The sequence below is a fragment of the Mycobacterium sp. ML4 genome (genome assembly GCF_054515735.1).
The window spans coordinates 172865-197907 of the sequence record NZ_JBTNSY010000003.1 but is presented as its reverse complement, the minus strand read 5'-3'; the positions used below and the strand labels follow the sequence as shown (position 1 = coordinate 197907).

General features: G+C 65.3%; 22 protein-coding genes and 3 pseudogenes. 15 read left to right on the top strand and 10 right to left on the bottom strand.

From position 1 onward, the window contains the following. Positions 1-46 precede the first annotated feature (46 nt). From ACX9NE_RS04780 to ACX9NE_RS04755, 6 genes and pseudogenes are all read left to right on the top strand, one after another. Entirely contained in the window at positions 47-1129 is a 1083-nt protein-coding gene (locus tag ACX9NE_RS04780) for an AraC family transcriptional regulator (protein WP_459360539.1), read from the top strand. Positions 1130-1163: 34 nt separating this feature from the next. After that, positions 1164-2645, top strand: coding sequence for a flavin-containing monooxygenase (locus ACX9NE_RS04775; protein ID WP_459360538.1), 1482 nt, complete (start codon positions 1164-1166; stop codon positions 2643-2645). Next, positions 2642-4374 (top strand): annotated as a pseudogene (locus ACX9NE_RS04770) (GMC oxidoreductase). The gene ACX9NE_RS04775 and the pseudogene ACX9NE_RS04770 overlap by 4 nt, the downstream one beginning before the upstream one ends. Continuing rightward, positions 4375-4911, top strand: coding sequence for a hypothetical protein (locus ACX9NE_RS04765; RefSeq protein ID WP_459360537.1), 537 nt, complete (start codon positions 4375-4377; stop codon positions 4909-4911). Between the two features lie 4 nt (positions 4912-4915). Then, positions 4916-5800 (top strand): beta-keto acid cleavage family enzyme, encoded by an 885-nt coding sequence (locus ACX9NE_RS04760; protein WP_459360536.1) that lies wholly within the window; start codon positions 4916-4918, stop codon positions 5798-5800. Positions 5801-5823: 23 nt separating this feature from the next. Continuing rightward, positions 5824-6004 (top strand): annotated as a pseudogene (locus ACX9NE_RS04755) ((2Fe-2S)-binding protein); the annotation flags it as partial. A 64-nt stretch (positions 6005-6068) separates the two neighbouring features. On the opposite strand, the gene ACX9NE_RS04750 reads toward ACX9NE_RS04755, so the two are convergent. Together ACX9NE_RS04750 and ACX9NE_RS04745 are read right to left on the bottom strand one after the other, a co-directional pair. After that, positions 6069-6575, bottom strand: a complete 507-nt coding sequence (locus ACX9NE_RS04750; protein ID WP_459360535.1) for a DUF302 domain-containing protein — start codon at positions 6573-6575, stop codon at positions 6069-6071. Next, entirely contained in the window at positions 6562-6732 is a 171-nt protein-coding gene (locus ACX9NE_RS04745; RefSeq protein WP_459360534.1) for a hypothetical protein, read from the bottom strand. The genes ACX9NE_RS04750 and ACX9NE_RS04745 overlap by 14 nt, the downstream gene beginning before the upstream one ends. 172 nt (positions 6733-6904) lie before the next feature. On the opposite strand from ACX9NE_RS04745, the gene ACX9NE_RS04740 reads away from it, so the two are divergent. Beyond that, positions 6905-7786: an alpha/beta fold hydrolase gene (locus tag ACX9NE_RS04740; RefSeq protein WP_459360533.1), complete on the top strand. Its 882-nt coding sequence runs from the start codon at positions 6905-6907 to the stop codon at positions 7784-7786. A gap of 14 nt (positions 7787-7800) precedes the next feature. Here the strand turns inward: ACX9NE_RS04740 and ACX9NE_RS04735 are convergent, their stop codons facing one another. Then, a complete protein-coding gene (locus ACX9NE_RS04735) occupies positions 7801-8976 on the bottom strand; it encodes a thiolase family protein (RefSeq protein ID WP_459360532.1) in 1176 nt (391 codons plus the stop codon). Between the two features lie 97 nt (positions 8977-9073). On the opposite strand from ACX9NE_RS04735, the gene ACX9NE_RS04730 reads away from it, so the two are divergent. Next, entirely contained in the window at positions 9074-9544 is a 471-nt protein-coding gene (locus ACX9NE_RS04730; protein WP_459360531.1) for a winged helix-turn-helix transcriptional regulator, read from the top strand. Between the two features lie 58 nt (positions 9545-9602). Here the strand turns inward: ACX9NE_RS04730 and ACX9NE_RS04725 are convergent, their stop codons facing one another. From ACX9NE_RS04725 to aroA, 3 genes are all read right to left on the bottom strand, one after another. Next, entirely contained in the window at positions 9603-9998 is a 396-nt protein-coding gene (locus ACX9NE_RS04725; RefSeq protein WP_459360530.1) for a nuclear transport factor 2 family protein, read from the bottom strand. 162 nt (positions 9999-10160) lie between these two features. After that, positions 10161-11135, bottom strand: coding sequence for a ribosome small subunit-dependent GTPase A (gene rsgA, locus ACX9NE_RS04720; RefSeq protein ID WP_459360529.1), 975 nt, complete (start codon positions 11133-11135; stop codon positions 10161-10163). Beyond that, complete coding sequence (gene aroA / locus ACX9NE_RS04715; protein ID WP_459360528.1) at positions 11132-12418, bottom strand: 3-phosphoshikimate 1-carboxyvinyltransferase; 1287 nt, start codon at positions 12416-12418, stop codon at positions 11132-11134. Before aroA ends, rsgA begins: the two co-directional genes overlap by 4 nt. 54 nt (positions 12419-12472) lie before the next feature. On the opposite strand from aroA, the gene ACX9NE_RS04710 reads away from it, so the two are divergent. After that, positions 12473-13237 carry an SOS response-associated peptidase gene (locus tag ACX9NE_RS04710; RefSeq protein WP_459360527.1) on the top strand — a complete coding sequence of 255 codons (765 nt, stop codon included), beginning with the start codon at positions 12473-12475 and terminating at the stop codon, positions 13235-13237. A gap of 7 nt (positions 13238-13244) precedes the next feature. Here the strand turns inward: ACX9NE_RS04710 and ACX9NE_RS04705 are convergent, their stop codons facing one another. Then, a complete protein-coding gene (locus ACX9NE_RS04705; RefSeq protein WP_459360526.1) occupies positions 13245-13508 on the bottom strand; it encodes a hypothetical protein in 264 nt (87 codons plus the stop codon). Positions 13509-13707: 199 nt separating this feature from the next. After that, on the bottom strand, positions 13708-15192 hold the full coding sequence (locus ACX9NE_RS04700; protein WP_459360525.1) for a nitrate/nitrite transporter: 1485 nt from the start codon (positions 15190-15192) through the stop codon (positions 13708-13710). Between the two features lie 455 nt (positions 15193-15647). Here ACX9NE_RS04700 and ACX9NE_RS04695 point away from each other — a divergent pair, with 455 nt between their 5' ends. Beyond that, on the top strand, positions 15648-16442 hold the full coding sequence (locus ACX9NE_RS04695; RefSeq protein ID WP_459360629.1) for a phosphoadenylyl-sulfate reductase: 795 nt from the start codon (positions 15648-15650) through the stop codon (positions 16440-16442). A 119-nt stretch (positions 16443-16561) separates the two neighbouring features. Beyond that, positions 16562-17481: pseudogene (locus ACX9NE_RS04690) on the top strand (transposase); the annotation flags it as partial. 135 nt (positions 17482-17616) lie between these two features. Here the strand turns inward: ACX9NE_RS04690 and ACX9NE_RS04685 are convergent. After that, a complete protein-coding gene (locus ACX9NE_RS04685; protein WP_459360628.1) occupies positions 17617-18594 on the bottom strand; it encodes a LysR family transcriptional regulator in 978 nt (325 codons plus the stop codon). A gap of 369 nt (positions 18595-18963) precedes the next feature. Between ACX9NE_RS04685 and fdxA the strand changes: the two genes are divergently transcribed. The 4 genes from fdxA to ACX9NE_RS04665 all read left to right on the top strand — a co-directional run bounded on the left by fdxA (position 18964) and on the right by ACX9NE_RS04665 (position 22819). Continuing rightward, positions 18964-19293 (top strand): ferredoxin, encoded by a 330-nt coding sequence (gene fdxA, locus ACX9NE_RS04680; protein WP_459360524.1) that lies wholly within the window; start codon positions 18964-18966, stop codon positions 19291-19293. A gap of 2 nt (positions 19294-19295) precedes the next feature. Further along, positions 19296-20324, top strand: coding sequence for a PPE family protein (locus ACX9NE_RS04675; RefSeq protein WP_459360523.1), 1029 nt, complete (start codon positions 19296-19298; stop codon positions 20322-20324). Between the two features lie 39 nt (positions 20325-20363). Further along, positions 20364-21548 carry a PPE family protein gene (locus ACX9NE_RS04670; protein WP_459360522.1) on the top strand — a complete coding sequence of 395 codons (1185 nt, stop codon included), beginning with the start codon at positions 20364-20366 and terminating at the stop codon, positions 21546-21548. 71 nt (positions 21549-21619) lie between these two features. Continuing rightward, positions 21620-22819, top strand: coding sequence for a PPE family protein (locus tag ACX9NE_RS04665; RefSeq protein ID WP_459360521.1), 1200 nt, complete (start codon positions 21620-21622; stop codon positions 22817-22819). Positions 22820-22868: 49 nt separating this feature from the next. Here ACX9NE_RS04665 and ACX9NE_RS04660 read toward each other — a convergent pair whose 3' ends face one another. Further along, the gene (locus ACX9NE_RS04660) at positions 22869-24071 is read right to left on the bottom strand and encodes a cytochrome P450 (RefSeq protein WP_459360520.1); all 1203 of its coding nucleotides are present in this window, start codon (positions 24069-24071) and stop codon (positions 22869-22871) included. Positions 24072-25043: the final 972 nt, after the last annotated feature.

The following is a 25043-nucleotide window of genomic DNA, read 5'->3' as shown; positions in this document are numbered from 1 at the left end:
CACGTTCGGCGCCAGGCTGGTTGGCCCGGACAGCCATACTGGGACAGTGCAGGTGTTCGTGGGGTCCCAGGTGTCGCACTGGGATTTTCCGCGGACCCCGGCCAGCGTCGCATTGATGGCCGAATTCGGTTGCGCCAACGGGCTTTCCGTCACAGACGTGCTCAATGGCTCGGGGTTGTCGGAAGCCGACCTGCGCGATCACGACCGGATGATCGTGGGGCGCCAGGAACTGGCCGTCGTCACCAACCTGGTGAACCTGCTGGGGAACCCGGCTGATTTGGGGGTGCGGGTGGGCCTCAGCTATCACGTGGGTTCTTTCGGCATCTTCGGCTTCGCGTGCCTGACCAGTTCCACCCTGGGCGACGCCGTCCGGTTCGCAGCCCGGTATTACGAACTCAGCTACGGCTTCTGTCTGCCGACCGTCACGGTGGAGGGACCGGTGGCGGCGTTGCGGCTAGACCTGCCCGACCTGACCGGTCCGGTAGCCGAATTCCTGACGCGGCGTGACCTGGCAGCGATAGCCCGGGTGATGTCCGAGTTGCTGGGCAGCCCCATCCCGTTCACCGCGATCGACTTTGCCGGACCGGCGCCCTCGTCGGGAGACGCCGCGGCCCGGGAGGCGTTCGGCGTGACGCCGGCCTATGACTGCCCCGTCACAGTGGCGCGCTGGCCGGCCGCGCTGCTGGACAACCGGCTACCGCAGGCCAGCGAGATGAGCAAGGCCATGTGCGAGCAACAGTGCCACGCGCTGCTGGAACGCCGGCGGCAACGCACAGGTGTCGCGCGCCGAGTCCGTGACCGTCTCGCGTCGATCGACGGCGAGCCACACACCATCGCGGCCGTTGCCCGGCATCTGGCGATGAGCGAACGGACGCTACGGCGGCGGCTTGCCGAAGAGAACACGACGTTCCGCGAGTTGCTCGACGAGGTTCACCGGGTGCTGGCGGAGGAGCTGCTGGCCACGGGTGCCCTCTCGGTCGACGACGTGGCGCTGCGGCTGGGCTACGCCGAGGCCACCAGCTTCATCGCCGCGTTCAAGCGGTGGACGGGCACCACTCCCGCCCGGTATCAGCGCTCAGCGTCGCCGCGTTTGGCCGGAATCATGGATTTGTCGACCGCAATCGGCTGACGCCGACGAACCGCTGGCACCTAACGTCGAAGGTATGACTTCAACACCCCGCGTGCTGGTGATCGGCGCCGGCTTCGGAGGCCTGGCCGCCGCCTACGAGCTGTCCAAAGACGGTCTGGCCGACGTGACCGTGCTGGAGAAGGCCGATGACATCGGTGGCGTGTGGCGGGAGAACACCTACCCCGGCGCCGCCTGTGACGTCCCGTCGAATCTGTACTCGTACTCCTTCGCCCGGAAAACCGACTGGGGCCGCCGGTACGCCGAGCAGCCCGACATCCTGGGCTACATCCACGACACCGCTGACCGGTTCGGCCTGCGCGGCCTGGTGCGCACCGGCGTCGAGGTCACGTCCGCCGACTACGACGACGGCACCGCCACCTGGCGGGTGACGACCTCGTCCGGCGACATCTTCGAAGCCGACGTGCTGGTGCCCGCGGTCGGGCAGCTGTCGCGGCCGGCGCTGCCGAACATCCCGGGGCTCGACAGGTTCGCGGGCCCCTCGTTCCACTCCGCACAGTGGCGCCATGACGTCGACTTGACCGGTAAGCGGGTGGCAGTCCTGGGTACCGGCGCATCGGCGATCCAGTTCGTCCCGCGTATCCGCCGACATGCGGCGCATGTCACCGTCTTTCAGCGCTCCGCGCCCTACGTAGTGCCCAAGCTGGATCGCGCCTACACCGACAAGCACCACGCCGCCTTCGCGAAGGTCCCGGGATTCGCCGCCGCCATGCGCGGGACCATCTGGGAGACCACCGAACTGCTGGGCTTCGCGCTGACCAAGGCGGCCCCACTGGCGCGGGTGCTACATGCCTTGGCTTCGTCAAACCTCAAGCGCCACATCAAGGATCCGGCACTGCGGGCCAAGCTCACCCCCGACTACCCGATCGGCTGCAAGCGCGTGCTGTTCAGCAGTGAGTGGTATCAGGCGCTGGCGTGCGACAACGTCGACGTCCAGACCGACACCATCACCGAGGTGACGGCGAGCGGTGTGCGGACCGCTGACGGCAGGGTGCACGACGTGGACGTGATCATCTACGGCACCGGCTTCAAGGCCACCGAATTCCTCGCCCCGATGACGATCACCGGCCGCGAAGGTCGCGACCTGCACACCGAGTGGGCGCAGGGCGCCCGGGCCCATCTCGGCATGGCCGTTCCGGGCTTTCCGAACATGTTCCTGATCTATGGCCCCAACACCAATCTCGGCAGTAGCTCGATCATCCTGATGATGGAACAGCAGGCCCGCTATATCCGGCAGATCGTGCAGGAGGTGGCCCGCGGCGGGGTGGCCCGCGCGTTCGAGGTGCGCCGTGATGTGGAGCAGTCCTACGACGCGGGCGTGCAGTCCCGCCTGGAGCGCGGGGTATGGACGACCTGCGATTCGTGGTACCGCACCGAATCGGGCCGGGTCACCACCAACTGGCCGGGGCTGGTCCACGAATATCAGCGCCGCACCCGATTCGCGGCTCTCGACGACTATCACGAAGTTCTTCCGGTACCGGTGGAGCTCAACGCGTGACCGGCTTCGACTACGACGTGCTCGTCATCGGGTCCGGCTTCGGCGGCAGCGTCACCGCGCTGCGGCTGAGCGAAAAGGGTTACCGTGTCGGCGTTCTCGAGGCGGGACGCCGCTTCCGCGACGAGGATTTCGCCAAGAACAGCTGGCATGTCCGGGATTACCTGTTCAAGCCGTCGGTCGGCTGTTACGGCATCCAGCGGATCGACGTGCTGTCCGACGCCGTGGTGCTCAGTGGCGCGGGGGTGGGTGGCGGCTCGCTGGTCTACGCGAACACGTTGTATGAGCCCGGCGACGGTTTCTATGCCGATCCGCGCTGGAGTGCCGTCACCGACTGGAAGGACGAGCTCGCCCCGTGGTATGACCAGGCCAGCCGGATGCTCGGCGTCGAAACCTATCCGCGCACAACACCTTCGGACAAGGTGATGCTGCAGATAGCCACCGACCTCGGCGTCGCCGACTCGTTCCACGCCACCCGCGTCGGGGTGTGTTTCACCGGCGCCGACGGCAAGCAGGCCGCCCCGGGAGCCCCGGTCGGCGACCCCTATTTCGGTGGTGCCGGCCCCAACCGCAACGCCTGCCGGCACTGTGGTGAATGCATGACGGGCTGCCGGCATAATGCCAAGAACACGCTCGTCAAGAACTACCTGTACCTGGCCGAAAAGCTTGGCGCGACAATCCATCCGCTGACCACGGTCGTCGATGTCCGCCCACGCCGCGACGGCGGCTACGACGTGATCACGCGCCGTACCGGGAGCAAGATCCGCCGCCGGCGCCGGACGTTCACCGCCGAGCAGGTGGTGTTCTCGGCGGCCGCGCTGGGCACCCAGCGCCTGCTGCACCGGCTGCGCGACGGTGGCAGCCTGCCGGACATCTCGCCGAAATTGGGGGAGTTGTCGCGGACCAACTCCGAGGCGATCCTGGCGGTGCGCGCGCGCCGCGACGACGTGGACTACTCCGAGGGAGTCGCGATCACGTCGTCCATTCACCCGGACGAGCACACCCACGTGGAGCCGTGCCGGTACGGCCACGACTCCAACCTGATGGGGTTGATGGGCACGGTCCTCGTCGACGGGCTCGACGGGGGCCTCGAAAAAGGGGGAAAAAGGGGTAGGTGGCGCACCGGCATGAAAGAGCTTGTGCGCCAACGGCGGGACCTGCGCCGCCTGCTCAACCCGAGACGCTGGTCGCAGCAGACCATCCCACTATTGGTGATGCAGACCCACGACAACTCGCTCACCACCTTCACCCGCGGCGGGCTGTTCGGGCGACGCATGGTGACGCGGCAGGGTGTGGGCGAGCCGAACCCGACATGGATCCCGGTCGGCCACGAGGTCGCGCGGCGCGCGGCCGAGCACACCGACGGGATCGCCGGCGGCGCCTGGGCTGATCTTGCCGACATTCCGATGACGGGGCACTTCATCGGCGGCTGCGTCATCGGCGAGACCGCGGCCGACGGCGTCGTGGACCCCTACCACCGCATGCACGGGTACCCCGGGTTGCACGCATCGACGGCTCCACGATCACCGCGAATCTGGGCGTGAACCCTTCGCTGACCATCACCGCGCTGGCCGAGCGTGCCGCGTCGCTGTGGCCGAACAAGGGCGAGCCGGACCCGCGCCCGCCCCTGGGGTCGTCCTACGTCCGCGTCGATCCGGTGCCCCCGGTGAGTCCGGCCGTTCCGGCGAGTGCGCCCGGCGCCCTGCGGTTGGACCGGGACTACGCTCGATAGATGCTCGCAGCGTTTGGATTCGAAACTTTGGGTGTGGTCGTCGGTGACATGTACTTCGTCGACCCGTCCCCGATGACCGGTCAGGAAACCCCGGAACGGGGAGTTCGGCTGGAACTCCGCCTGGTCGACCGGGCCGATCCCCAAGGGTCGATCTACGCCGGCATACCCATCACCTTCACCCGGCCGGTATGGCGGGTGGATCTCTTCGGATCCACCGAGAGCCCACCTGGGACGCTGGACCGCGCCCACCACCACCCCCGGTTCGACGGGTGGGAGCCCGGTCGCCGGCACTTCGTCCCCGAGCTGTCCGCCGACCCGGTGTCGTGGCTGGCAGGTCAGCTGGCCGACCCGGCCGCGGTGCTGGGGCGGGCCGGCGTCGACCTCTCCGACATCACCGAGGCCGACCTCACCGGCCTGGCCGCGTCGGCGCCGGAGATCGTCGCCACCGTCAAACGGATGCTCGACGGCGTGCGCGACGGCCGGTTGGCTCCGTCACCTCCCGTACCGGTCGCCGCCGCCCGCACCGGCTGGCTCTGAGTTCGTGGGCCCCGTCATCATCGAATGCGCCATCAACGGCGGAACGTCGAAGGCGGCCAATCCCCATGTGCCGGTGGAACCCTCGGAGATCACCGCCGACGCGCTCGCCTGCATCGAGGCGGGCGCGGCGATAATCCACAATCACATCGACCGCTACGGCCTCAGCGTGGAGCAGGCCGCCGAGCGCTACCTGCAAGCATGGCGACCGATCCTCGCGGCCCGGCCCGACGCCCTGCTCTACCCGACCATCCACTTCGGCGAGGGCTTCGCCATCTCCTATGAACACCTCATCCCACTTGCCGCGGCCGGGCTGCGCGTCGGGCTCGCCGACCCCGGATCGGTCAACCTCGGCGGCACCGACGCCGCGGGAATACCCACCGGAAATCTGGTTTACAGCAACTCCTTTGACAGCATCAGCCGGGCTTTCGAGATCTGCCACCAAGCCGGACTGGGCCCCAGTCTGGCCATCTATGAACCCGGCTTCCTGCGGACCACCCTCGCCTGGTGGCGAGCGGGGCGGTTGCCGAAGGGGGCGATGATCAAGCTCTACTTCTCCACCGAACTCGGCTACCTGGGAGCGCCGTTCGGGCTGCCCCCGACCGAGCGCGCGCTGGACGCTTATCTGGAAATGCTTGCGGGGTGCGATATTCCGTGGGCGGTCTCGGTTGTCGGCGGTGACCTCTGCGCCAGCCCGGTGGCCAAGCTCGCGCTCGAACGCGGCGGACACCTGCACCTGGGACTCGAATTCTATCGCGGCGAGCGCACCCCGACCAATGTCGAGTTGGTGGCCGAGGCCGTCCGGCTCTGCGAACAGTCCGGCCGTGCCGTCGCCGCGCCCGAGGACGCCGCGCACATTCTGGGATTGCCGCCTGCGTCGACAGCGGGCTAGGGCTGGGCTAGGGCGGCGGGGACGACGCGGTCTTCGAAAGTGTGCACGCCGCCGTCCGCGACGAGGACTTCGCGATGCTGCCGCAGTGCGGGGGAGGGTGTCAGACACGGACAGCACGACCACATGATCATCGGGCGCAACGAGATTGGCGTTCAGCACATGATCAAAGTCTTCGCCGCGGAACTCGGCGTAGCAGTGGCGTAGCCGGCCGGTGCGGTGACCCGGTGGCAGCGATTCCCGTCAAGGCGCTGCACGGGGCAGTTCCCGCTCAGAAGCTGACGCCCTCGCTGGTCACCTTGCTCGCCAGCGCAGCCAGCTTGGCGTCGAGTTGCTCGGCGGCGCTCAGTAATTCGGGATTCGGCTCGACGACCACCAACGACGACGGCTTGACGTAGGTGAGGCTGCTGCCGCCCGGCTCATCGAGGAGCAGAAGCTCGACCGGCGCGAACAGACCCGCGGTCACATCGTGGCGCAACATGGTGATCGCGATCAACGGATTACCGAGGATGACGCGCAGCGCCCGGCGTTGGATGCCGGCGTTGGCGATCCAGGCGCCATGGTCGATCATCCCGAACAGCATGAATCCGCTTGGGCCCTCGTAGGATTCGACCGTGCGCTGAAACGACTCCCAGTCACCTGACGTGCGTACGACCTCGTCGACGGGCACCGGGTGTCGGCCGATGTCTGCCAGCAACGCTGTCACCAGATCGTCGTAACCCTTCGCGCTGTCGTAGCGCACCCGCACACCACTGAAACCCCTTTCAGACGCTGGCATGTTCGGCCCCCTCGACGTCGACGCTCTCGTGCACATGCGCGGTGGGCGTGCCGGAAAGGGTCGCGAAATGCACGCCGCTGTTTGATCTCGCCGCTTTCTCGACCGCTCCTTCCCGCCCGCACGGCACCCGGCTGAGCTGGTCTGCGGCAGAACCCATTACGGCCATTGTTGGTTCACCTTTCTCGGGCCGCCAGGCGGGCTGACGATGCGCCGTGACGCGTGGGGGATCATCAGGCACATCCTCGCCTCTTCTCACCGTTGAGCTGACGGCCAATTGCGGATTAAAGTCCGAAACGCGGGATTTGATCCGAGCGGTGAAGGGGCAAGAGATGCCCATTCTAGAGGGATCTGTTCTGAATGAGGCTGGTCGCCGTGTCGCATATGCGCAAATGGGCAGCCCGGACGGAACGCCGATCTTCTGCTTTCACGGCGTTCCCGGATCGAGGCTGGATTTCGATCAGCCGGCTTATCGCGCCGCACTCGACGAATCTGGCATACAACTCATCGGCATCGATCGCCCGGGCTATGGCGGCTCTACGCACCAGCCCGGTCGCCGATACCGGGACTGGCCTGCCGATGTTCTTGCTGTTGCCGACGCGCTGGGAATCGGCCAGTTCGGCATCGTTACATACTCCACCGGCGGTCCTTATGCAGTCGCCTGTGCTTTGGCGTTTCCTGAACGGCTGACCTTCGTCGGCATTGTGAGCGGCATCGGTCCGGGGGAGACTCCCCGCCGTCATGAGGGCGTGCCGAGAACGACGGTGAGCGCTATCAAACTTTCCCGCACGATTCCGTCCGTCGCTCGCTTGATCTTCAAACGCACCTCGGCGGAACGCTTTTCGCGTCAGTTCGAAAGAGATCTGTGTCAGGTGGATCGCACCCTGTACCTCGATCCCGGCGTTCGTCAGGCGGTCCTTGCCGCGTTGGCCGAAACCACCAGGAGCGGAGCACACGGTTGGGTCGAGGACTTCCGGCTCATCGGTACGCCGTCGGGACTCGACTACACCGCAGTTCAGTGTCCGATCCACCTGTGGCATGGCGAGGTTGACGGCAACGTTCCGGCTCACCACGCGGAATACGTCGCAGGCTTGCTTCCTCATGCCAAGCTGGATCTGCTTGCGGGCGTAGGGCATTTGCACACCATAGATCGTTGGTTCGATATCTTGGATACATCTCGGAGAACCATTGACGACCAGCATCGGCAGAAGTAGGCGCCGCCGCGCGGCTACCCTAGCCGTTCGATGATGGTGGCGTTGGCCATGCCGCCGCCCTCGCACATCGTCTGCAGCCCGTACCGCCCGCCGCGCTGCTCGAGCGTGTTGACCAGAGTTGTCATGATGCGGTCGCCGCTGGCGCCCAAGGGGTGTCCGATCGCGATGGCGCCGCCGTTGACGTTCGTCTTGGCCAGATCGGCCCTCGTGTCGTGCGCCCACGCCAGCACGACAGGCGCGAACGCCTCGTTCACCTCGAACAGGTCGATGTCGGCCAGCGTCAATCCGGCCCGCCGTAAGACTTTTTCAGTGGCCGGGATCACCCCGGTCAGCATGTAGAGCGGGTCGGAGCCGACCGCCGTCGCGGTGTGCAGGCGGGCCAGCGGCCGCAGACCCCGTTGTCGAGCCACCTCGCTGCTGGTGATCAGCACCGCCGCGCTGCCGTCGGACAGCGGCGAGGAGTTGCCCGGAGTGATCTGCCAGGTGATCTGCGGGAAGCGCGCCGCCGTGGCCTCACTGTAGAACGCCGGCGTGAGCCCGGCCAACGAGTCGACCGTGGTCCCGGGCCGGATGATCTCGTCGGTGGACAACCCGGCGATCGGGATCAGCTCGTTGTCGAACAGCCCCTCCTTGGTGGCGCGGGCCGCTTTCTCATGGCTGGCCGCGGAGAACTCGTCGAGCTGGGCGCGGGAAAAGCCCCACTTCGCCGCGATCAGCTCCGCGCTGATGCCCTGCGGTACCAGCCCGTCGGGGTAGCGCCGCGCCATGTCCTGCCCGAACGGGTTGCTGCCCGGCAACACCGAGGTGCCCATCGGTACCCGGCTCATCGACTCCACACCACCGGCGATGACGATGTCGTACGCACCCGCGATGACACCCTGGGCCGCGAAACTGATCGCCTGCTGGCTGCTGCCGCACTGCCGGTCGACGGTGGTTCCGGGCACCGACTCCGGAAAGCCCGCACCCAGCAACGCATTACGGGCAATGTTCACAGCCTGGTCGCCCACCTGGGTAACGGCGCCGGCAATGACGTCGTCGACCTGTCCGGGATCGACGCCGGTGCGGGCCACCACCTCGCGCAGGCTGTGCGCCAACAGGTCGGCCGGCAGTACGTCGTGCAGCGCGCCGTTGGCCTTGCCTTTGCCGACGGGGGTGCGAACAGCGCCGACGATTACGGCGTCACGGGTCATGGCTCCTCCTCGAGTCCTTGACAGCTAAGTATTGCTGTCTATACCCAGCTATAACAGCTGGGTATACTGAAATCAACCCAGACCGGAGGTGATGTGCATGACAATGCTGCAAGGGCGGCTGGCCGATCGGGATTCCTGGTCGGCGGTGGGGGAGTGCGCCATCGAAAAGACCATGGCCGTGGTCGGCACCAAGTCCGCAATGCTGATCATGCGCGAGGCCTACTACGGCACCACGCGGTTCGACGACTTCGCCCGGCGGGTGGGCATCACCAAGGCCGCGACGTCGGCCCGGCTGGCCGAGCTCGTCGAACTCGGACTGCTGGAGCGCCGGCCTTACCGGGAACCCGGGCAGCGCAGCCGCGACGAGTATGTGCTCACCGAATCCGGAATCGAGTTCATGCCGGTGGTGTGGTCGATGTTCCAGTGGGGTCAGCGTCACCTACCGGGCCGGCACCGGCAGCTGCGGCTCACCCATCTGGGCTGCCGGGCCGATGTCAAGGTCGAAATGCGTTGCGCGGAGGGGCATCTGGTGACGTCCGACGAACTCGGCATGCGTCAGGTCCGTTGAGCACCTGGCACCAGCGTGCTCGCTGGAATGGGGACGAAAAGGGGACGGTGCAGACCCGCTACCCTGCTGCCGCGGTCTGCTTCTTGCCGTACACCCGCTCCATCAACGCGGTGTCTTCGAATAGCTGTGCCCGTACCGTCTTGCCGTCACGGAGGGTGAATACCTCTGCCCCTTGGCCTGCTTCGGTGCCCACGGTGACGTCACTGAGCACAACCACCGTGTCGCCGTCGGCGATGAAACGAAGGGCCTTGATTGTCGTCGTCTTCTCGCCCAGCTTCCTGAAGTATTCGCCGAGTTCACCTTTGCCGTGATAGGTGCCGCTGACCACGCTATCGCCGGGTTGGACCCACTCGATGTTGTCGTCGAACAGGCTCATCATCGTTTCCAGGTCACCGCTGCTGAATGCGTCGTAGCCCCTCTTGACGACCTCGATGTTCTGTTCTTGCTCAGACATTTTGACTCCCGTTTTGCGTACCGGATGTTTCGGCCGCGAGGTCTTGGCCGGTCTAGGGAGTAGCCATGGTCGGCTCTCGGATCAGTCAGCCCATTGCCGCCGTGCAAATTATCCGCCTCTATCCGGCCTAATGCCAGTGTCAGGGAAAAATACTTGGCGAGTTCAACTCTCGCGCAGCACAGCCAGCAGCCGTCGCGCGGCGGCGATGCGGCGCGGGGCCGTCCCGGCGAGCGCATCCAGCGCGCACTCGGGATCGGCCGGCGGTCCCATGTGCCCGCAGCCGCGCGGACAGTCCTCGATGGCCTCGGCAAGATCGGAGAACGACATCAGCACGTCGTCGGGTCTGATGTGGGCGAGCCCGAACGAGCGGATGCCGGGCGTATCGACCACCCAGCCGCCATTGGCTAGTGGCAGGGCCACCGACTGTGTGGAGGTATGCCGGCCACGGCCGATGTCGGTGACTTCGCCGACCGCCCGATCCGCCAGTGGCACAAGGCGATTCACCAATGTCGACTTGCCCACCCCGGAATGTCCCAGCAGCACGGTGATCTTGTGGTCGAGCAGGTCGGCCACTGCCAGCAGCGGATCGTCGACACCGGCGACGACCACCGTAAGGTCCAGGTCGACGAACTGCTCGGCGAACGGTTCGGGCGGGGCAAGGTCGGTCTTGGTCAGGCACAGGATCGGGTGCAAGCCTCCGGTGTACGCGGCGATCAGCGCACGGTCCACCAGACCGGTGCGAGGCGGCGGGTCGGCCAGGGCCACCACCATCAGCAGCTGGTCGGCGTTGGCGACCACCACCCGTTCGGTCGGGTCGGTGTCATCGGCGGTGCGCCGCAACACCGTTCGCCGGGGCGCTCGCCGGACGATGCGGGCCAGGGTGTCGGTTCGCCCGGACAGGTCACCGACGATGTCGACGTCGTCGCCGACGACGATCGGGGTGCGGCCGAGTTCACGGGCGCGCATGGCGACGACTCGGCGTCCGGGGTCCCCGCCCAGCACGCATCCCCAGCGGCCGCGGTCGACGCTCACCACCATGGCGGACTCGGCGTCGGCGTGTTGCGGACGGGTCTTCGTCCGGGGCCGCGTCCTCTCGCCGGAGCGGACCTTGACGTCGGACTCGTCGTATTCCCTCAACCGGCGGTCCCCTCGACCATCTGGGACCACAGCTGCGGAAACTCCGGCAGTGTCTTGGTGGTGGCGGCGATGTCGTCGACCTCCACGCCGGGAACCCGCAACCCGACGATGGCGCCCGCCATGGCCATCCGGTGGTCGGCGTAAGCGTGCCAGAGCCCGGGATGCAGCTCAGTCGCCGTGATCACCAGGCCGTCATCGGTCTCCCGGCAGTCACCGCCGAGGCGGTTGATCTCGGTGCTCAGCGCGGCCAGCCGGTCGGTCTCGTGTCCACGCAGGTGCGCGATGCCGGTCAGCTGCGACACCGACCCGGTGCGGGCGAGCGCGGCCAACGCCGCCACCGTCGGGGTCAGCTCGCCCACGTCTCGCAGGTCGACCTCAAACCCGTAGTACTGCGCCGGACCGCGCACTTCGAGAGCCGAATCAGACTGTGTGACAACGGCACCCGTCTTTCCCAGCACGTCCAGGATGTGTCCGGCCGGCTGCACGCTGTGCTGCGGCCAGCCGGTGATCCGGACCGTCCCGCCGGTCACCACCGCGGCCGCCAGGAACGCGACCGCGTTCGTCAGGTCGGGTTCGACCTCCCAGTGCCGGGCCTGGACCGCGCCGGGCTTTACCTGCCAGCGGTTGGCGACCGAGTCGTCGACGACAACGCCGGCTTGCCGCAGCATCCGCACCGTCATCGCGATGTGCGGCGCCGACGGCAGCGAGGCCCCGGTGTGTTGCACCGTCAGGCCCTCGGTGAACGACGCGCCGGAGAGCAGCAGGCCCGAGACGAACTGCGAGGACGCTGACGCGTCGATGGCCACGGTGCCGCCGGAAACTATGCCGCTGCCCAGCACCCGGAACGGCAAACCCGACCCGTCCACCGGGACGCCCAGTCCGCGCAGCGCATCGAGCAGCAGAGCGATTGGCCGGGCGCGCGCCTGCTCGTCGCCGTCGAAGATGACCGGGGCGGCACTCAGCGCCGCCAGCGGCGGCACGAAGCGCAGGACGGTACCGGCCAGCCCACAGTCGACCCGCGCGTCGGGTCCGGGTGCGATGCGGCCGCTGACCGTCAGGTCGGACCCCGCGCCCTCGACGCGCAGGCCCAGTGTCCGCAGCGCCCCGATCATCAGGTCGGTGTCGCGGCTGCGCAAGGCGCCGGTAATGGTGGATGCGCCCAGGCCCTGCGCGGCCGCCAGCGCGGCCAACACCAGGGTGCGGTTGGTCTGGGATTTCGAGCCTGGAACGGTCACGGTCGCGTGCACCGGTGCCGGTGTGGACGGGGCCTGCCATGCGCTCACCGGTCCATCATCGCGTGTCGCGGCCTCATCCCGGGCATCTGCCACCATGGAGATATGTGCGGACGTTTCGCAGTCACCAACGATCCGGCCCTGCTGGCCGAGAAGATCAAGGCGATTGACGAGGCCACGGGCACCGAGGACCGTACGGCGGGACCTAACTACAACGTCGCCCCCACCACCACCATCGCGACGGTGGTGATGCGCCACGACGAGCCCGACGACCAGCCCACCCGCCGGGTGCGGCTGATGCGGTGGGGTCTGTTGCCGCCATGGGTCAAGGCCGGTCCTGACGGCGCACCGGAGACCAAAGGCCCGTTGTTGATCAATGCGCGCGCTGACAAGGTCGCCACCTCGCCGGCCTTCCGGGCCTCAGCCAAGAGCAAGCGCTGTCTGGTGCCGATGGACGGCTGGTACGAGTGGCGAGGCAGCCTGGAAGGCCCGAAGGGCGCCAAGAGCGCGAAGACTCCGTTTTTCCTGCATCGCGCGGACGGTGGTCTGGTGTGCATGGCAGGTCTGTGGTCGGTGTGGAAGGCGCAGAAGAACGCCGACCCGCTGCTGAGTTGCACAATCATCACCACCGACGCCGTGGGTGAGCTCGCCAACATTCATGACCGGATGCCGCTGATGCTGAACGAATCCGATTGGGACACCTGGCTGAATCCCGACGCTCCGTTGGACGAGGAGTTGCTGGCGCGTCCGCCGGATGTGCGGGGCATCGAGAGGCGCCAGATTACGACGCTGGTCAACAACGTGCGTAACAACGGACCGGAGTTGTTGGAACCGGCAGACCCGGAACCGGGGCAGATGACGCTGTTGTAGCGGCCGGTTACCGCTGCAGCGACTGCCCGAGCAGCCCGACGATTGTGGTGACCGACGCTTCCAGGGTGCGGATGCGCTGATTGGAGTCGTCGGCTGTCGACCTCATCTCGCTGATATTCGACCGGAGCACATCGGCCAGCAACTGCTGAGTGTCCCCGAATGCTTTGATCGCATCGATCATCGAGCGATAGTCGGCCTGGGACCTCTCCACCGCCGCAACGCGCGCACTCAGGTTTGCTATGACGCTGTTGAGCTCTTCTTGCGTGGGCATGGTCGGCATCGTAGGCGTCGTCTGGGCCGGGCGATCGTGTTTTCACTGCGCCATGACGGTGAATCCATCGGAACAACGCGATGAGCGCGTTCTGGGTTGAGCACTTCGCCGGCGCAGACGCCTACTGGTCCTGTCGTCTCATCTCCTGTGCCGCAATGCCGTTGCGCCGCGTTGTCGCACGCGGCCCAGAAGCGTTGATTCACTGTCCAACTGGCGTCAGGACTGGTCGGCGCACGTATACTTTCCAGGTCAGCAGCCCCGCAGCGGCGTAGTAGCACATGAAGATCCAGAACGCGCAGGTTTCTGAGCCGGTGCTCAAGTAGGACTGTCGCAAAGCGAGGTTGATACCGACTCCACCTAGTGAGCCGAGCCCTGCAACAAACCCGATCACCACCCCCGAGATAACGCGTTGAGAGGGATTTCCGGCATCACCGACGTCGGCCGGGTGGCTGCAGGCCTCGAAAAGCGTCGGAATCATCTTATAAACCGACCCGTTGCCCAGCCCGGAGAGAATAAACAAGGCGATGAAGCCGCCGATGTAGCCGACCATCGTGGATCCGGACTCCCCGCGGTGCCCGTCGTCGAGAATTGTCATGGCAAGCACCAAACCGGTGGCTGGCACCATGGCGGTGAACACCACAAGGGTGACGCGGCTCCCGCCGCATCGGTCCGCAAGCCGGCCCCCGTAAATTCTGGCTGCCGCCGCCACCAACGGTCCGATGAAGCTCAGCGCGGCGGCGTGCAACGAGGCTTGCCCGGCGCTTTCTCCTTCGGCCCGGAACTCCATGTGCATGATCTGACCGAATGCAAATGCGAAGCCGATGAACGACCCGAAGGTGCCGAGATAAAGCAGGGCGAGAAACCAGGTATTCCGGTTGGATAGGATCGACGGCAGGATTTTTGCAAGGTGAGGCGCCTGAATTCGGTGCTGCTCGAGGTCATTCATGAACAGGGTCCCCGCGATTCCGGTAATCCCAAGTAGCACGAGGTAGACCGCACAGACCCAGTATGGTTGTCTGTCGCCGGCAATGGCGATGACCAGCAGTCCGACTATCTGGATCCCGGCGACACCGAGGTTGCCGAGCCCGCCGGTCAACCCCAGCGCGCGCCCCTTGAGCCGATGCGGGTAGAACGCGTTCGCATTGGACATCGAGGCTGCGAAATTCCCGCCACCCAACCCGCTGAGCCCCGCGCACAATAGGTAGATCCATAACGGCAGCCCTGGATGGGCCAACAGGACCATCGCGCCGATCGTGGGAATGATCAACACCCATGCTGAGAAAACCGTCCACAGGCGGGCTCCGAAGATCGGAGTGCCCAGCGCATAGGGAATGCGCAAGCACGCTCCGACAAGGGTGGCGGTGGAACTGAGTAGGAGCTTGTCGGCCGCGGAGAAGCCGTACACGTCCTCGGGCATGAACAGTGCCATTACCGACCACAGGGACCATATCGAGTAGCCGAGGTGAACGGTCATCACTGAACAGATCAGATTGCGCCGCGCAATGACGTTGTTGCCCGCCTCCCAGGCGGTCAGATCCTCGGGATCCCAATGTGCAATGTGACGCGAGCGGCGCATCGGCGTTCGGACCCTTCCTGGGGGCGGTTGCGAGCCGACGGCGCTCGCCGTCGGGCAGCCCAGGTTCGATGGTGACTCGCCGCCTTGGCTGAGGACCTGCCGTTGCATCGCACTCCTCGAATTCCTCGCTGGCCTAATGGTATCGAGAAGACAGGTTGCCAGGCTTGTAGCGTCATGACGCAGATTTCGAGGCTGCAAACTGCTGGGTAATAGCTGAAGAATTGCTGAAGGAAGAGCACGCGGGGAAGATCGCGCGTCCGTGGCGAAGGCTTGAGATACGTTGTGCAGTAGATAGATTGATGCGGCGCTCGTACGGGCAGGGTATCTGTCTGCCCATGGCCGGACCGAGGAAGTCGTTTGGTGGTGCGGCGATTTCCCCTTCCCGGTAATGCAATCGGGCACAACACAATCGTGTGGGTCCACAACCGGGAATCTCTACTCAAATCGTGACCGGCGGGGCAGGATGGAAGTCATGGTCCGGTGGCTGGTCCCATAACCGACCCGTGTCGGTATGCGGTTGGTCTAAAACGTCTGCGGCAGAGATGGGTTCGTCGCAAACAAGACTGGACACTTCGTGGTGTGCGATCGCAGGGACTCAGCAATGGGGGCGACGGAATGAGTCAGCGGTGAACGACCTCAATGTGGTCCGGTTGCGTGAGCTGGCCGATCGTGGAGCGGCCGAGCTGGACGGCGCCAACGCTGTCGACCTGTTGCGCTGGACCGACGAGAACTTCGGCGGCATCACCGGACCCGGCAAGCCGTCGTCTTGTGACTATGTGGTCGCGTCCAACATGCAGGACGCGGTGCTGATCGATCAAGCCGCCAAAGTTCGTCCCGGCGTTCCGGTCATATTCCTCGACACCGGTTATCACTTCGCAGAAACCATAGAGAGTCGTGATGCTATCAGTTCCCGCTACGACATCGGGCTGCTGAACATCACCCCCGAGCACACCCCTGCCGAGCAAGACGAGTTGTTGGGCAGCGACCTGTTCGCCCGCGACCCTAACGAATGCTGTCGGCTGCGCAAGGTTGTCCCTTTGGCCAAGGCGCTGCGCGGATTCTCCGCGTGGGTGAGCGGGCTACGCCGAGTTGAGGCGCAATCCCGCGCCAACGCCCCGTTGATCTGCTTTGACGAGACGTTTCAGCTGGTGAAGGTCAATCCGTTGGCTGCATGGACCGATCAGGATGTTCGAGATTACATTGCCGAGAACAATGTGTGGGTGAACCCTTTGGTGGACAAGGGCTATTTGTCCATCGGCTGCGAGCCGTGCACTGCCAAGCCGGTAGTGGGCGCCGATCCCCGCAGTGGGCGGTGGCAGGGACGCAGCAAGACCGAATGCGGTTTACATTTCTCATGAGCATCCTCCGCGCACCGGCGGGATTCCTATGGGAGCGTCGCTTTGGGCACATCAGGTGGCGGCGGAGACCTCGGTCGATTGTGTATGGGCGGGCACTGGCCGACCCGGCCGCTGCCTGAGCCGGGGCGGCCAACCCGCCCCCGAAGCCGGCCACTGTGGTGGCCGGCATGTGCGTGGGCGCGGACTTTATTGATGACGTCGATGTGGTGCAGTAGGGGCGGAATGACGACGCTGTTCGATGGCGTGTATGCCCTCTCCACGGTGGGAACGTTGTTGCGGGAGTTCACTTTCGGTCACGGCCGACCACTCGAATCGGTGCTGCGCGAGCATCTGCTGGCGTTGTGCGGGCGAGCCGATCTGCTCCCGTGAGCCGATCAGGGCGTGTTCATCGACATCGATGCGCTGCTGCGCCCGGTTTATCAGGGACGCCCAACAGGGTGCCTCCTACGGGCACACCAAGATCGCGGACGAGCAGATCCTGCGCAAGGGACTGTCCCGCTGGCCACCACGATCAGCGCTGCGGGTTCGGCTCCGGTGATCGCCGGGGTGCGGCTGCGGGCCGGGCGTGCCAATCCGGGTAAGGGTGCTGGACGCATGGTCGTCCAAGCGATCGGCACCGCGCGCGCCGCCGGAGCCAGCGGCCAGATTTCTGGCCCGTGGTGATTCGGCCTACGGCAACCGCGCGGTGGTGCGCGTGTGTGTCCGTCATGGCGCACTTCTCGTTGGTGATGACTCGCAACGCGGCGATCGAGCGGGCGATCGCGTCCATCGACGCCGACGCCTGGACACCGGTGGGTGGATTTCTGATGCCGAGGTGGCCGAAATCCCCTACACCGCCTGCGCTTCCACCCCCGATACGATCACCGCCCGACCGGTGGTGTGCCGGCTCAACGAGGGTGGTCACCATCCCGGCCCGCGTAGCCCGCCCGCAACGCCGACCGATCCTGCATCTGCCCACTCGCTGGCACTGCTCAAACATTGGCTAGTGCTGTGGCACAACACAATCGGATACTCAGCGCCGCTACCCGCCGCATCCTGACCACCCCGTCAAAAGGCAAGACTGCAGCGCAAGAGGAAAAGCTGGGCAGACCAGCGGACCTGTCATACCCGCAGCCAAATCAACAAGATCAATTGACCTCAGCGCCACTCAACCCAGCACATCGGTGGAATCAGGCTAAGCCCTCCCCCGGGTCAGCTCAACAGCCGATGCCGGTTCTGCCCAACGGAGGCTGCTGATGTGGCGCAGTAGCGTCCGTATCGCGCCGGCGGGCGGAGTCCGTCCCCCCACCCAGATAGCACGAAGTTGCCGTCCCAAATCGAGCTCGGGGACGGCGATGGCACGCAACCGGCCCACGGCCAGGTCATCGCCCACTGCCAGCCGGCTCATGGCTGCCGGTCCCGCGCCGGCGAGGACCGCGGCGCGCACCGCAGCCGCCGATGACAATTCGAGCACCGGCGGCGGCTGCTGCACGTTGTCGCCGAGCACCTGAAGCAGCGCCACAGTAAGTGAATCGCGGATACCGGAATGGGGTTCACGGCAAACCAGGGGTGTCTGGGCCAGCTCGAGGGCGCTGATGACCGGCGACCGTAGAGCCCACTTGTGGCTGGGTGCCACAACAACAACCAGTTCGTCGTGTCCGACCACGCAGCTACCCAATCCCTCTAGCGGACCCGGCTTTTCAACGAACCCAAGATCGGCGGTGCCGTTCCGAACCGACGCAATGGCCTGCTCGCTGGTGGTGGCGGTCGGAATCACCTGCGGAGCGGTGTCGCCATTTCTGTTCGGGGCCCGCAGGGAGAGCAGCCAATGCGGCATCAGGTGCTCGGCTATCGTCTGGCTGGCCACCACCCTGATCCGCTGGCGAGCCCCTTCCCGCAGGGAGCCAAGACCGGCGTCGATATCGCGGGCGACTTCAAGCAGGCGGGCGGCCCAATCGGCGACCATGATTCCTGCGGGTGTGAGGTCCGAGCCACGCGTCGTCCGAACGGCTAAAGCCACCCCGGTTTGGGCTTCCATCGAGGCAAGCCGTCTGGATACCCCCTGCTGGGTCATTCCGAGTTCACGCGCCGCGCCACCAAGACTGCCTGTCTCCGCGATCGCTAACAGAATTTCGAACGAGGCGAGTTCGGGCATATTAGAACTTAACGCCATGCTTCCAAAGAAATCACAGTTAGCTTGTGATGAGCTGGCAAGAAGCTGCGCTTTATCGCAGCGCAATCCCATGAACTGTGCTCTTGGGTGGCCACTCGTTATGCGGCACAGTCCAACTGACACAACTAAACCGTGTGACTTCACAACATCACACCCTCTACTGCCGCTTCATTACGAGCGCGAGAATTGGAGTCGTGATCAGCTGTCGCGATCCGTGGGACCGGGCGTCATCGGTGGGATACAGGAGGCCGAATTGTGTTGCGGTGTGGCGTTATTTCTCTTCGACCTGCCATCGGCGGCCATGAAACGGGTTGAACCGCTGCCGACCTGCACATCCCGCCACCTGACAACCGATGGGGAGGAACGTCAGTGACATACGTGATCGCTGAGCCCTGCGTCGATATCAAAGACAAGGCTTGCATAGAGGAATGCCCCGTCGACTGCATATACGAGGGCCTTCGAATGCTCTACATTCACCCCGACGAGTGTGTCGACTGCGGTGCCTGCGAACCGGTATGCCCAGTCGAGTCGATCAGTTACGAAGACGATCTGCCCGCTGAGTTCAGTCAGTACCGCCAGATCAATGCCGCGTTTTTCGCAGACCTCGGTTCGCCCGGTGGGGCGTCGAAAGTGGGAATGACCGAGAACGACCCAGACCCAATCAAAAGCTTGCAACCTCGATCGGCCCACGAGGCCTAGGGATGGACTTCGGGCGGCTACCGCCGGAAATTAATTCCGGCCGAATGTATTCCGGTCCCGGACCGGATTCACTCTTGCAGGCTGCCGATGCCTGGATCCGGCTGGCTGCGAACCTTTCCGAGACCGCGGCACGTTGCCGTGAGGCAACCGCACAGCTGGCAGAGCAATGGAACGGCACAGCGGCGATCGCTATGCGCCAGGCCGTCAAACCGTACCTCGCGTGGCTCAGCGGCACGGTTACCCTCGCTGAGCAGGCAGGTACCCAAGCGGCCGCAGCGGCGGGTGCCCATGAGTCGGCCGTCGCGGCGATGGTGCCCCCCGAGGACATCAGTGCGAACCGTACGCACCGGCTGTCTCTGTCCACCAACAACTGCTTGGGCCAATCGAGCCCGGCGATCGCCGATGTCGAGACCGAGTACGAACAGATGTGGACCAGGAACGCCGCCGCCATGTACGCCTACGCGCGCGCCTCGGCCGATGCCGCGGCCTTGACACCGTTCACCTCGCCACCGGCTGGGACGTCTGGACCCACGGCGCAAGCCGGCGCTACCTGCCCGCCGTCCCGCGGATGGACCCTGCGAGTGGGACCGGAGATCATATCCACTGGTTATCAGGTGATCTCAACGATTCCCGATGCCCTGCATGCGCTTTCCCGATCGCCACTGGCTTCGTTCGACGTTTCCCTTTCGTCGATCACACCGTCTCTCTCCAGGCTGGCGTCACTGAGCGCTCCGTCCGACTTCGCGATCTTCTATTTGAGTGGACTCAACAGGGCAGCGGCATTGGCGTGTCTGTCACCGGGTAAGGCCCGGGTCAGCGCGGTGGACTTCACCGCCGCTCTCGGTCGGGGAAAGCCGCTCGGGAGCTTGACGGTACCTCTTCGCTGGATAACGGAAACCGCCAGTCCGGCCGCCGAGCCGCTGCAGCGGGGTTGGGTCTGCGAGCCGATCCATCTGGTCCAGGCTGCGGATCCGCAGCCTGCCCGTCAAGCCGGCAGGTGGCACACGATAACTACGGAACATGCCGACTAGGAACGGTTTCGCGAAGAATAGTGCTAAGAGGGGGATCTGTTGTTCGACTTCGGTGCGTTACCGCCCGAAATCAACTCCGGTCGGATGTATGCGGGCCCGGGAGCAGAGCCGATGGTGCTTGCCGCTGCGGCTTGGGATGAACTGGCTGCCGAATTGGACAGCGCCGCCGCTGGTTACAGCTCCAAGCTCTCAGAGCTGAACAGCGCCCTATGGGTCGGACCTGCCTCCGCCGCGATGATGTCCTCGGTCGCTCCATACATCAGCTGGCTCGGCGCGGCGGCGACGCTGGCCGAACAGACCGCCACTCAGGCGCGGTTGGCCGCCGGCGCCTTCGAGGCAGCGTTCGCGATGACGGTGCCCCCATCTGTGTTGGCGGCCAACAGAATTCTGCTGATGACGCTGATCGTGACGAACTTCTTCGGGCAGAACACCCCGGCGATCGCGGCCACCGAGGCCCAGTACATGGAGATGTGGGCCCAAGATGCCGACGCCATGTACGGGTACGCATCCGCGTCGGCGACCGCCCGAAACCTGACTCCGTTCACGTCACCGCCGAATACTACGGCTCCCAATGCAATTGCCGGCCAAAACGTGGCCGTTGCGCAAGCCCTCGCCACATCGCCCGGGAAATCTGCACAGATTGCCGCGGTCACCGTGCCGCAGTCGGGATCGGCGACCACCGCGCCCGAGGCGCTGCAGCAGATTCTCGCGGAATTCATGACGAACCCATCGGCGTTGCCGTGGCCGCTGAACGAGATACCCAACGCCTGGAATACCTCCGGCATTACGCAAGCCACCTACTACACGTGGTTCCACAACCTGCTGCAGATATACAACGCGTACGGTACGGGCTACCACAGCTACAACCTCGATCAGACTTTGACGTTCGGGCCCGGTGGAACAACGGCCGGGGGTGGCGGTGCCTGGTACCCGACGCCGCAGTTCGCCCATCTGGGGTCCGGCGGAGCGGCGTCGGGTAGTGCGGGCCAGGCAGGAAGGATCGGGACGCTGTCGGTTCCGCCGAGTTGGGCCTCTCCACCGCAGCCAGGCAATCCGGCCGTCGTCGCGAAAGATGCTTCTCTCCATACCGCTTCGACAACCGGAACGGGCAACACCGTGCTGGGCGGGATGCCCTCCGGAGCGGCAGGACGGCGAACCGGGGGCTACGTCCACAAGTACGGGCTGCGCTACAAGGTGGTCACCCGCCCGCCGTCGGCCGGATGACGTGGCGACCGGATGTTCGAGCCGTGAATGAAGTGGCCAAGGTGGCCGGGACCAGGTAAGGGGTCAACGTGTTGGATTTTGGAGCAATACCGCCGGAGATCAACTCCGCGCTGATGTACTCGGGTCCGGGGTCAGGACCGCTGATGGCTGCCGCGGCAGCGTGGAGTGCGGTTGCTGCAGATCTGAATTCGGCCGCCTCCGGTTACGACAAGGTGCTAGCAACGTTGAGCGGGGAAGAGTGGCTGGGGCCGGCGTCGGCGCTGATGGCGCGGGCCGCCATACCCTACTTGGCGTGGCTCAGTACGACCGCCGAGCAGGCTGAACAAGCGGCCACGCAAGCCCGCTTGGCTGCGGCGGCTTATGAGAACGCGATAGCTGCGACGGTGCCGTCGCCGCTCGTGGCGGCCAACCGCGTTGAGCTGGCGCAGTTGCTCAACACCAACGTATTGGGCCAGAACGCTGCCGCGATTGCCGCCAACGAGGCCCAATATGGCCAGATGTGGGCGCAGGACGCCACCGCCATGTATGGGTATGCGGGTCAGTCTGCAGCAGCGACCAGGCTGACGCCGTTCACCACGGCGCCTCAGATAGCCAACCCGACCGCACAGGCTGTACAGGCCACTGCCGTCCCCAGTGGAACCGGCTCGGCAGGTAGCACGCAGTCCACGCTGTCCCAGCTGATCACCGGATTGCCGAATCAGCTGCAGAGTCTCGCGTCGCCCCTTTCGTCGGTCTCGTCCAATTCGGTGCTCACCGAGATTTGGTTTCTGTTAAGTGGGCAAAATACGTTGCCCAACAACCTCGGAACCCTGGTGACCGGCTATAACAGCTACTCGGCCCTCTGGTACAACACCGAAGGCCTGCCGTACTTCAGCGTCGGTATGGCCAACTTCGGGGTGCAGATAGCCAAGACCACGGGGGCGATCGGCGGCGCGGCGCCGGATGCCGCGGCTGCCGTTGTTCCCAAGGGTTTGGGGGGTTTGGCCGGAATGCTCAGCGGCGGCGGCGGGTCGACCTCCGCCGGACTGGGCAACGCGGCCTCGATCGGCAGATTGTCGGTCCCGCCGGCCTGGGCGCAGGCCAGCCCGTTACCTGGGCATTCGGGGCCGCTCGTGGTGGAGGACCTGGCTCCCGCCTCATCCGACGCCGGGGGGTCCGGCAACCTGCTCGGCGGCATGCCGCTGGCTGGCCCGGGTTTGGGCCAGGGCGGCGCAAGCCCCAAATACGGCATACGTCCCACGGTCATGACCCGCCCACCGTTCGCCGGCTAGCGACCCGTCTCGGGACGCATGTCGCCCCGCGCCGTCGAGATGACCCTTGTCAGCTCCAAGCCAGCGGCAGCGCCTTGAGCGCAAACGAATTCGAAGGGTATTCGATCTGGGGAGTGTAGCCCTCCGGCAGTTGTAAGTCGGGGATCTGGCGGAGCCATTCATCAATGACCACGGTCAACTCGATCCGTGCCAGGTGGGAACCCAGGCAGCGATGCGGTCCGCCGCCGAATCCCCAGTGGCGGTGCACTTTACCGTCCATGATCAGGTTATCGGTGGAGATCGCGTCGCTGCCGTCGCGGTTGATCGCGGCAGTGCACAGCCGTACCGGTGTGCCGGGTGGAAGCGTCATGCCGCCCACGTTGACGAAGTCGGTGGTCACTCGAGCCGCCAGCGGCGCCGCCGGCTCGAGTCGGACGATCTCCTCAACGAATACCCCGGTCTGCTCTGGCCTGTCGCGGAGCTGTGCGCGCAGCTGTGGTCTGCGGGCCAATTCGAAAAGCGAGAAGCCGATTGCCGCGGCCACCGTGTCCAGTCCGGACAGGATCAACAGGTGGCTCATGCCCAGTAGCTCAAGGTCGCTGAGTTCGCCCGGACCGGCCATTATTTGCGACAACATGTCACGGCCCGTAGTCGTCCTGCGTTGTTGGATGGCGTCGGCGAAGTACGCCAGCAACTCGTGCCCTTCGGGCTTGCCGGCCACGGCGGCGTCTTTCCAGCCGATTACGCGGTCGCGGTCCTTCAGCGGCAGCCCATAGAGGTCCAGAAAAACCTGGAACGGGTAGCGGCGCCCGAAATCAGCCATCGCTTCGCACTCACCCCGGTCTGCAAGTGCAGTGATCATTTCGACGGCGTGGCGCTTCATCACGGGGCGGTACTTCGCCAAGGCGTGGGGGCTGAAATACGGTTGCAGGATTTTGCGGTAGCGGGTGTGCTGGGGAGGGTCGAATGCCGAAGGCAGCACCGGCACCGGGCAACCGGGGGGCTGAAGCGCCAATTGTGCTGAAAAGAGCTCGGCATCACTTAACGCTGCCAACACGTCTTCGCGCCGGGTCAGGTAGTAGGCGCCGTTCATGAAGACGACCGGCCCGGCGTCTCGCAACGTCTTCCACCCGACACCTCGATCCGCGGTCATCGGTAAAGCCGAATGCTGCAGCCGGGGTAGATGGAACGCGCCTTGCTCGCTCTCTCCACGAGTGCGAGCCGAGTCGCTTTGACCCGGTGCGACTTCCGGCGGTTGCGCTGTGAAATCCATTGTCAGCTCACCTGGCTTACGATCGGTAGCGGCGTTTATCCCGTTGGACGGCTTGAGCCGACACGGCTGCGGGCCGTTGGCACGATCGGGAGAGAGCCTCGAATCGCTGCTACGTCTGCTCACAGTGTCAGGTCGGCGGGCGCGACAAGCCGTTATCAACCGCGTCATCGGCCTGCTCAGAGCACCGGCTCTGATCAGTGCGGGCTGCGGCAGCTCAGCAAAGCGACTGCATACGAACTGAGCGATGGTCAACCGCCATCGTCGAGTCGGACGAACGCTCCGAGGATCCATCGACCCACGATGGTATGAGGCGAGACTGGGACACAGCTCCCAGCGAGCTGTGAAAATCGTCCGGGTCCAAGACGTCACCGCCACGACGGTTGCCCACGGAATTTCCGCACCTGCCCAGAATGTCCGGGATCTGCTGCAGTCCTAGTCGACCCCGCCAAGCTCGGCCAGAAGACGGGCGAGGGCTTGCAGCTACGGGCAACCGACGGGTCGAGCGCCAGTGCATTGGCGCCGCACATCCCGCGCGCACCGGGGTCCCCCTGGGGGTCGGCGCCGTCGATGTGCATTCCGGGTGCAGGGCGACAACGTGATTCGTGGACCGAAACTCAGCTGCGGGTTGTCCTTGGCCCGGTCATGATGTCGCCGCCTGCGTGGTTGAGTGTCAGTTGAGGTTGCCGCCGACATGTTCGCTGTCGAACAGACCACTTGCCCCACGATGCAACAGTCGGTGTGTCTATGCAACGCGTCGTGATCATCCAGCGCGCAACAGCAAGGCAACCGCAGCGGGCCCTACAAGGCGATGTTGCTAAGTCCTGGCTCGGTCGGCGAAACCGAGCGCGTCTTGGCATCAAGCAATTACCGGCGGCGATAACACATTGGTGGGTCTATTGATCGGTCAGTCCAGCCTGCCCGCGCAATCCGAAGGCTATGCCAAGCTGCCGGGTCTGTTCGCTGCTGACCTTC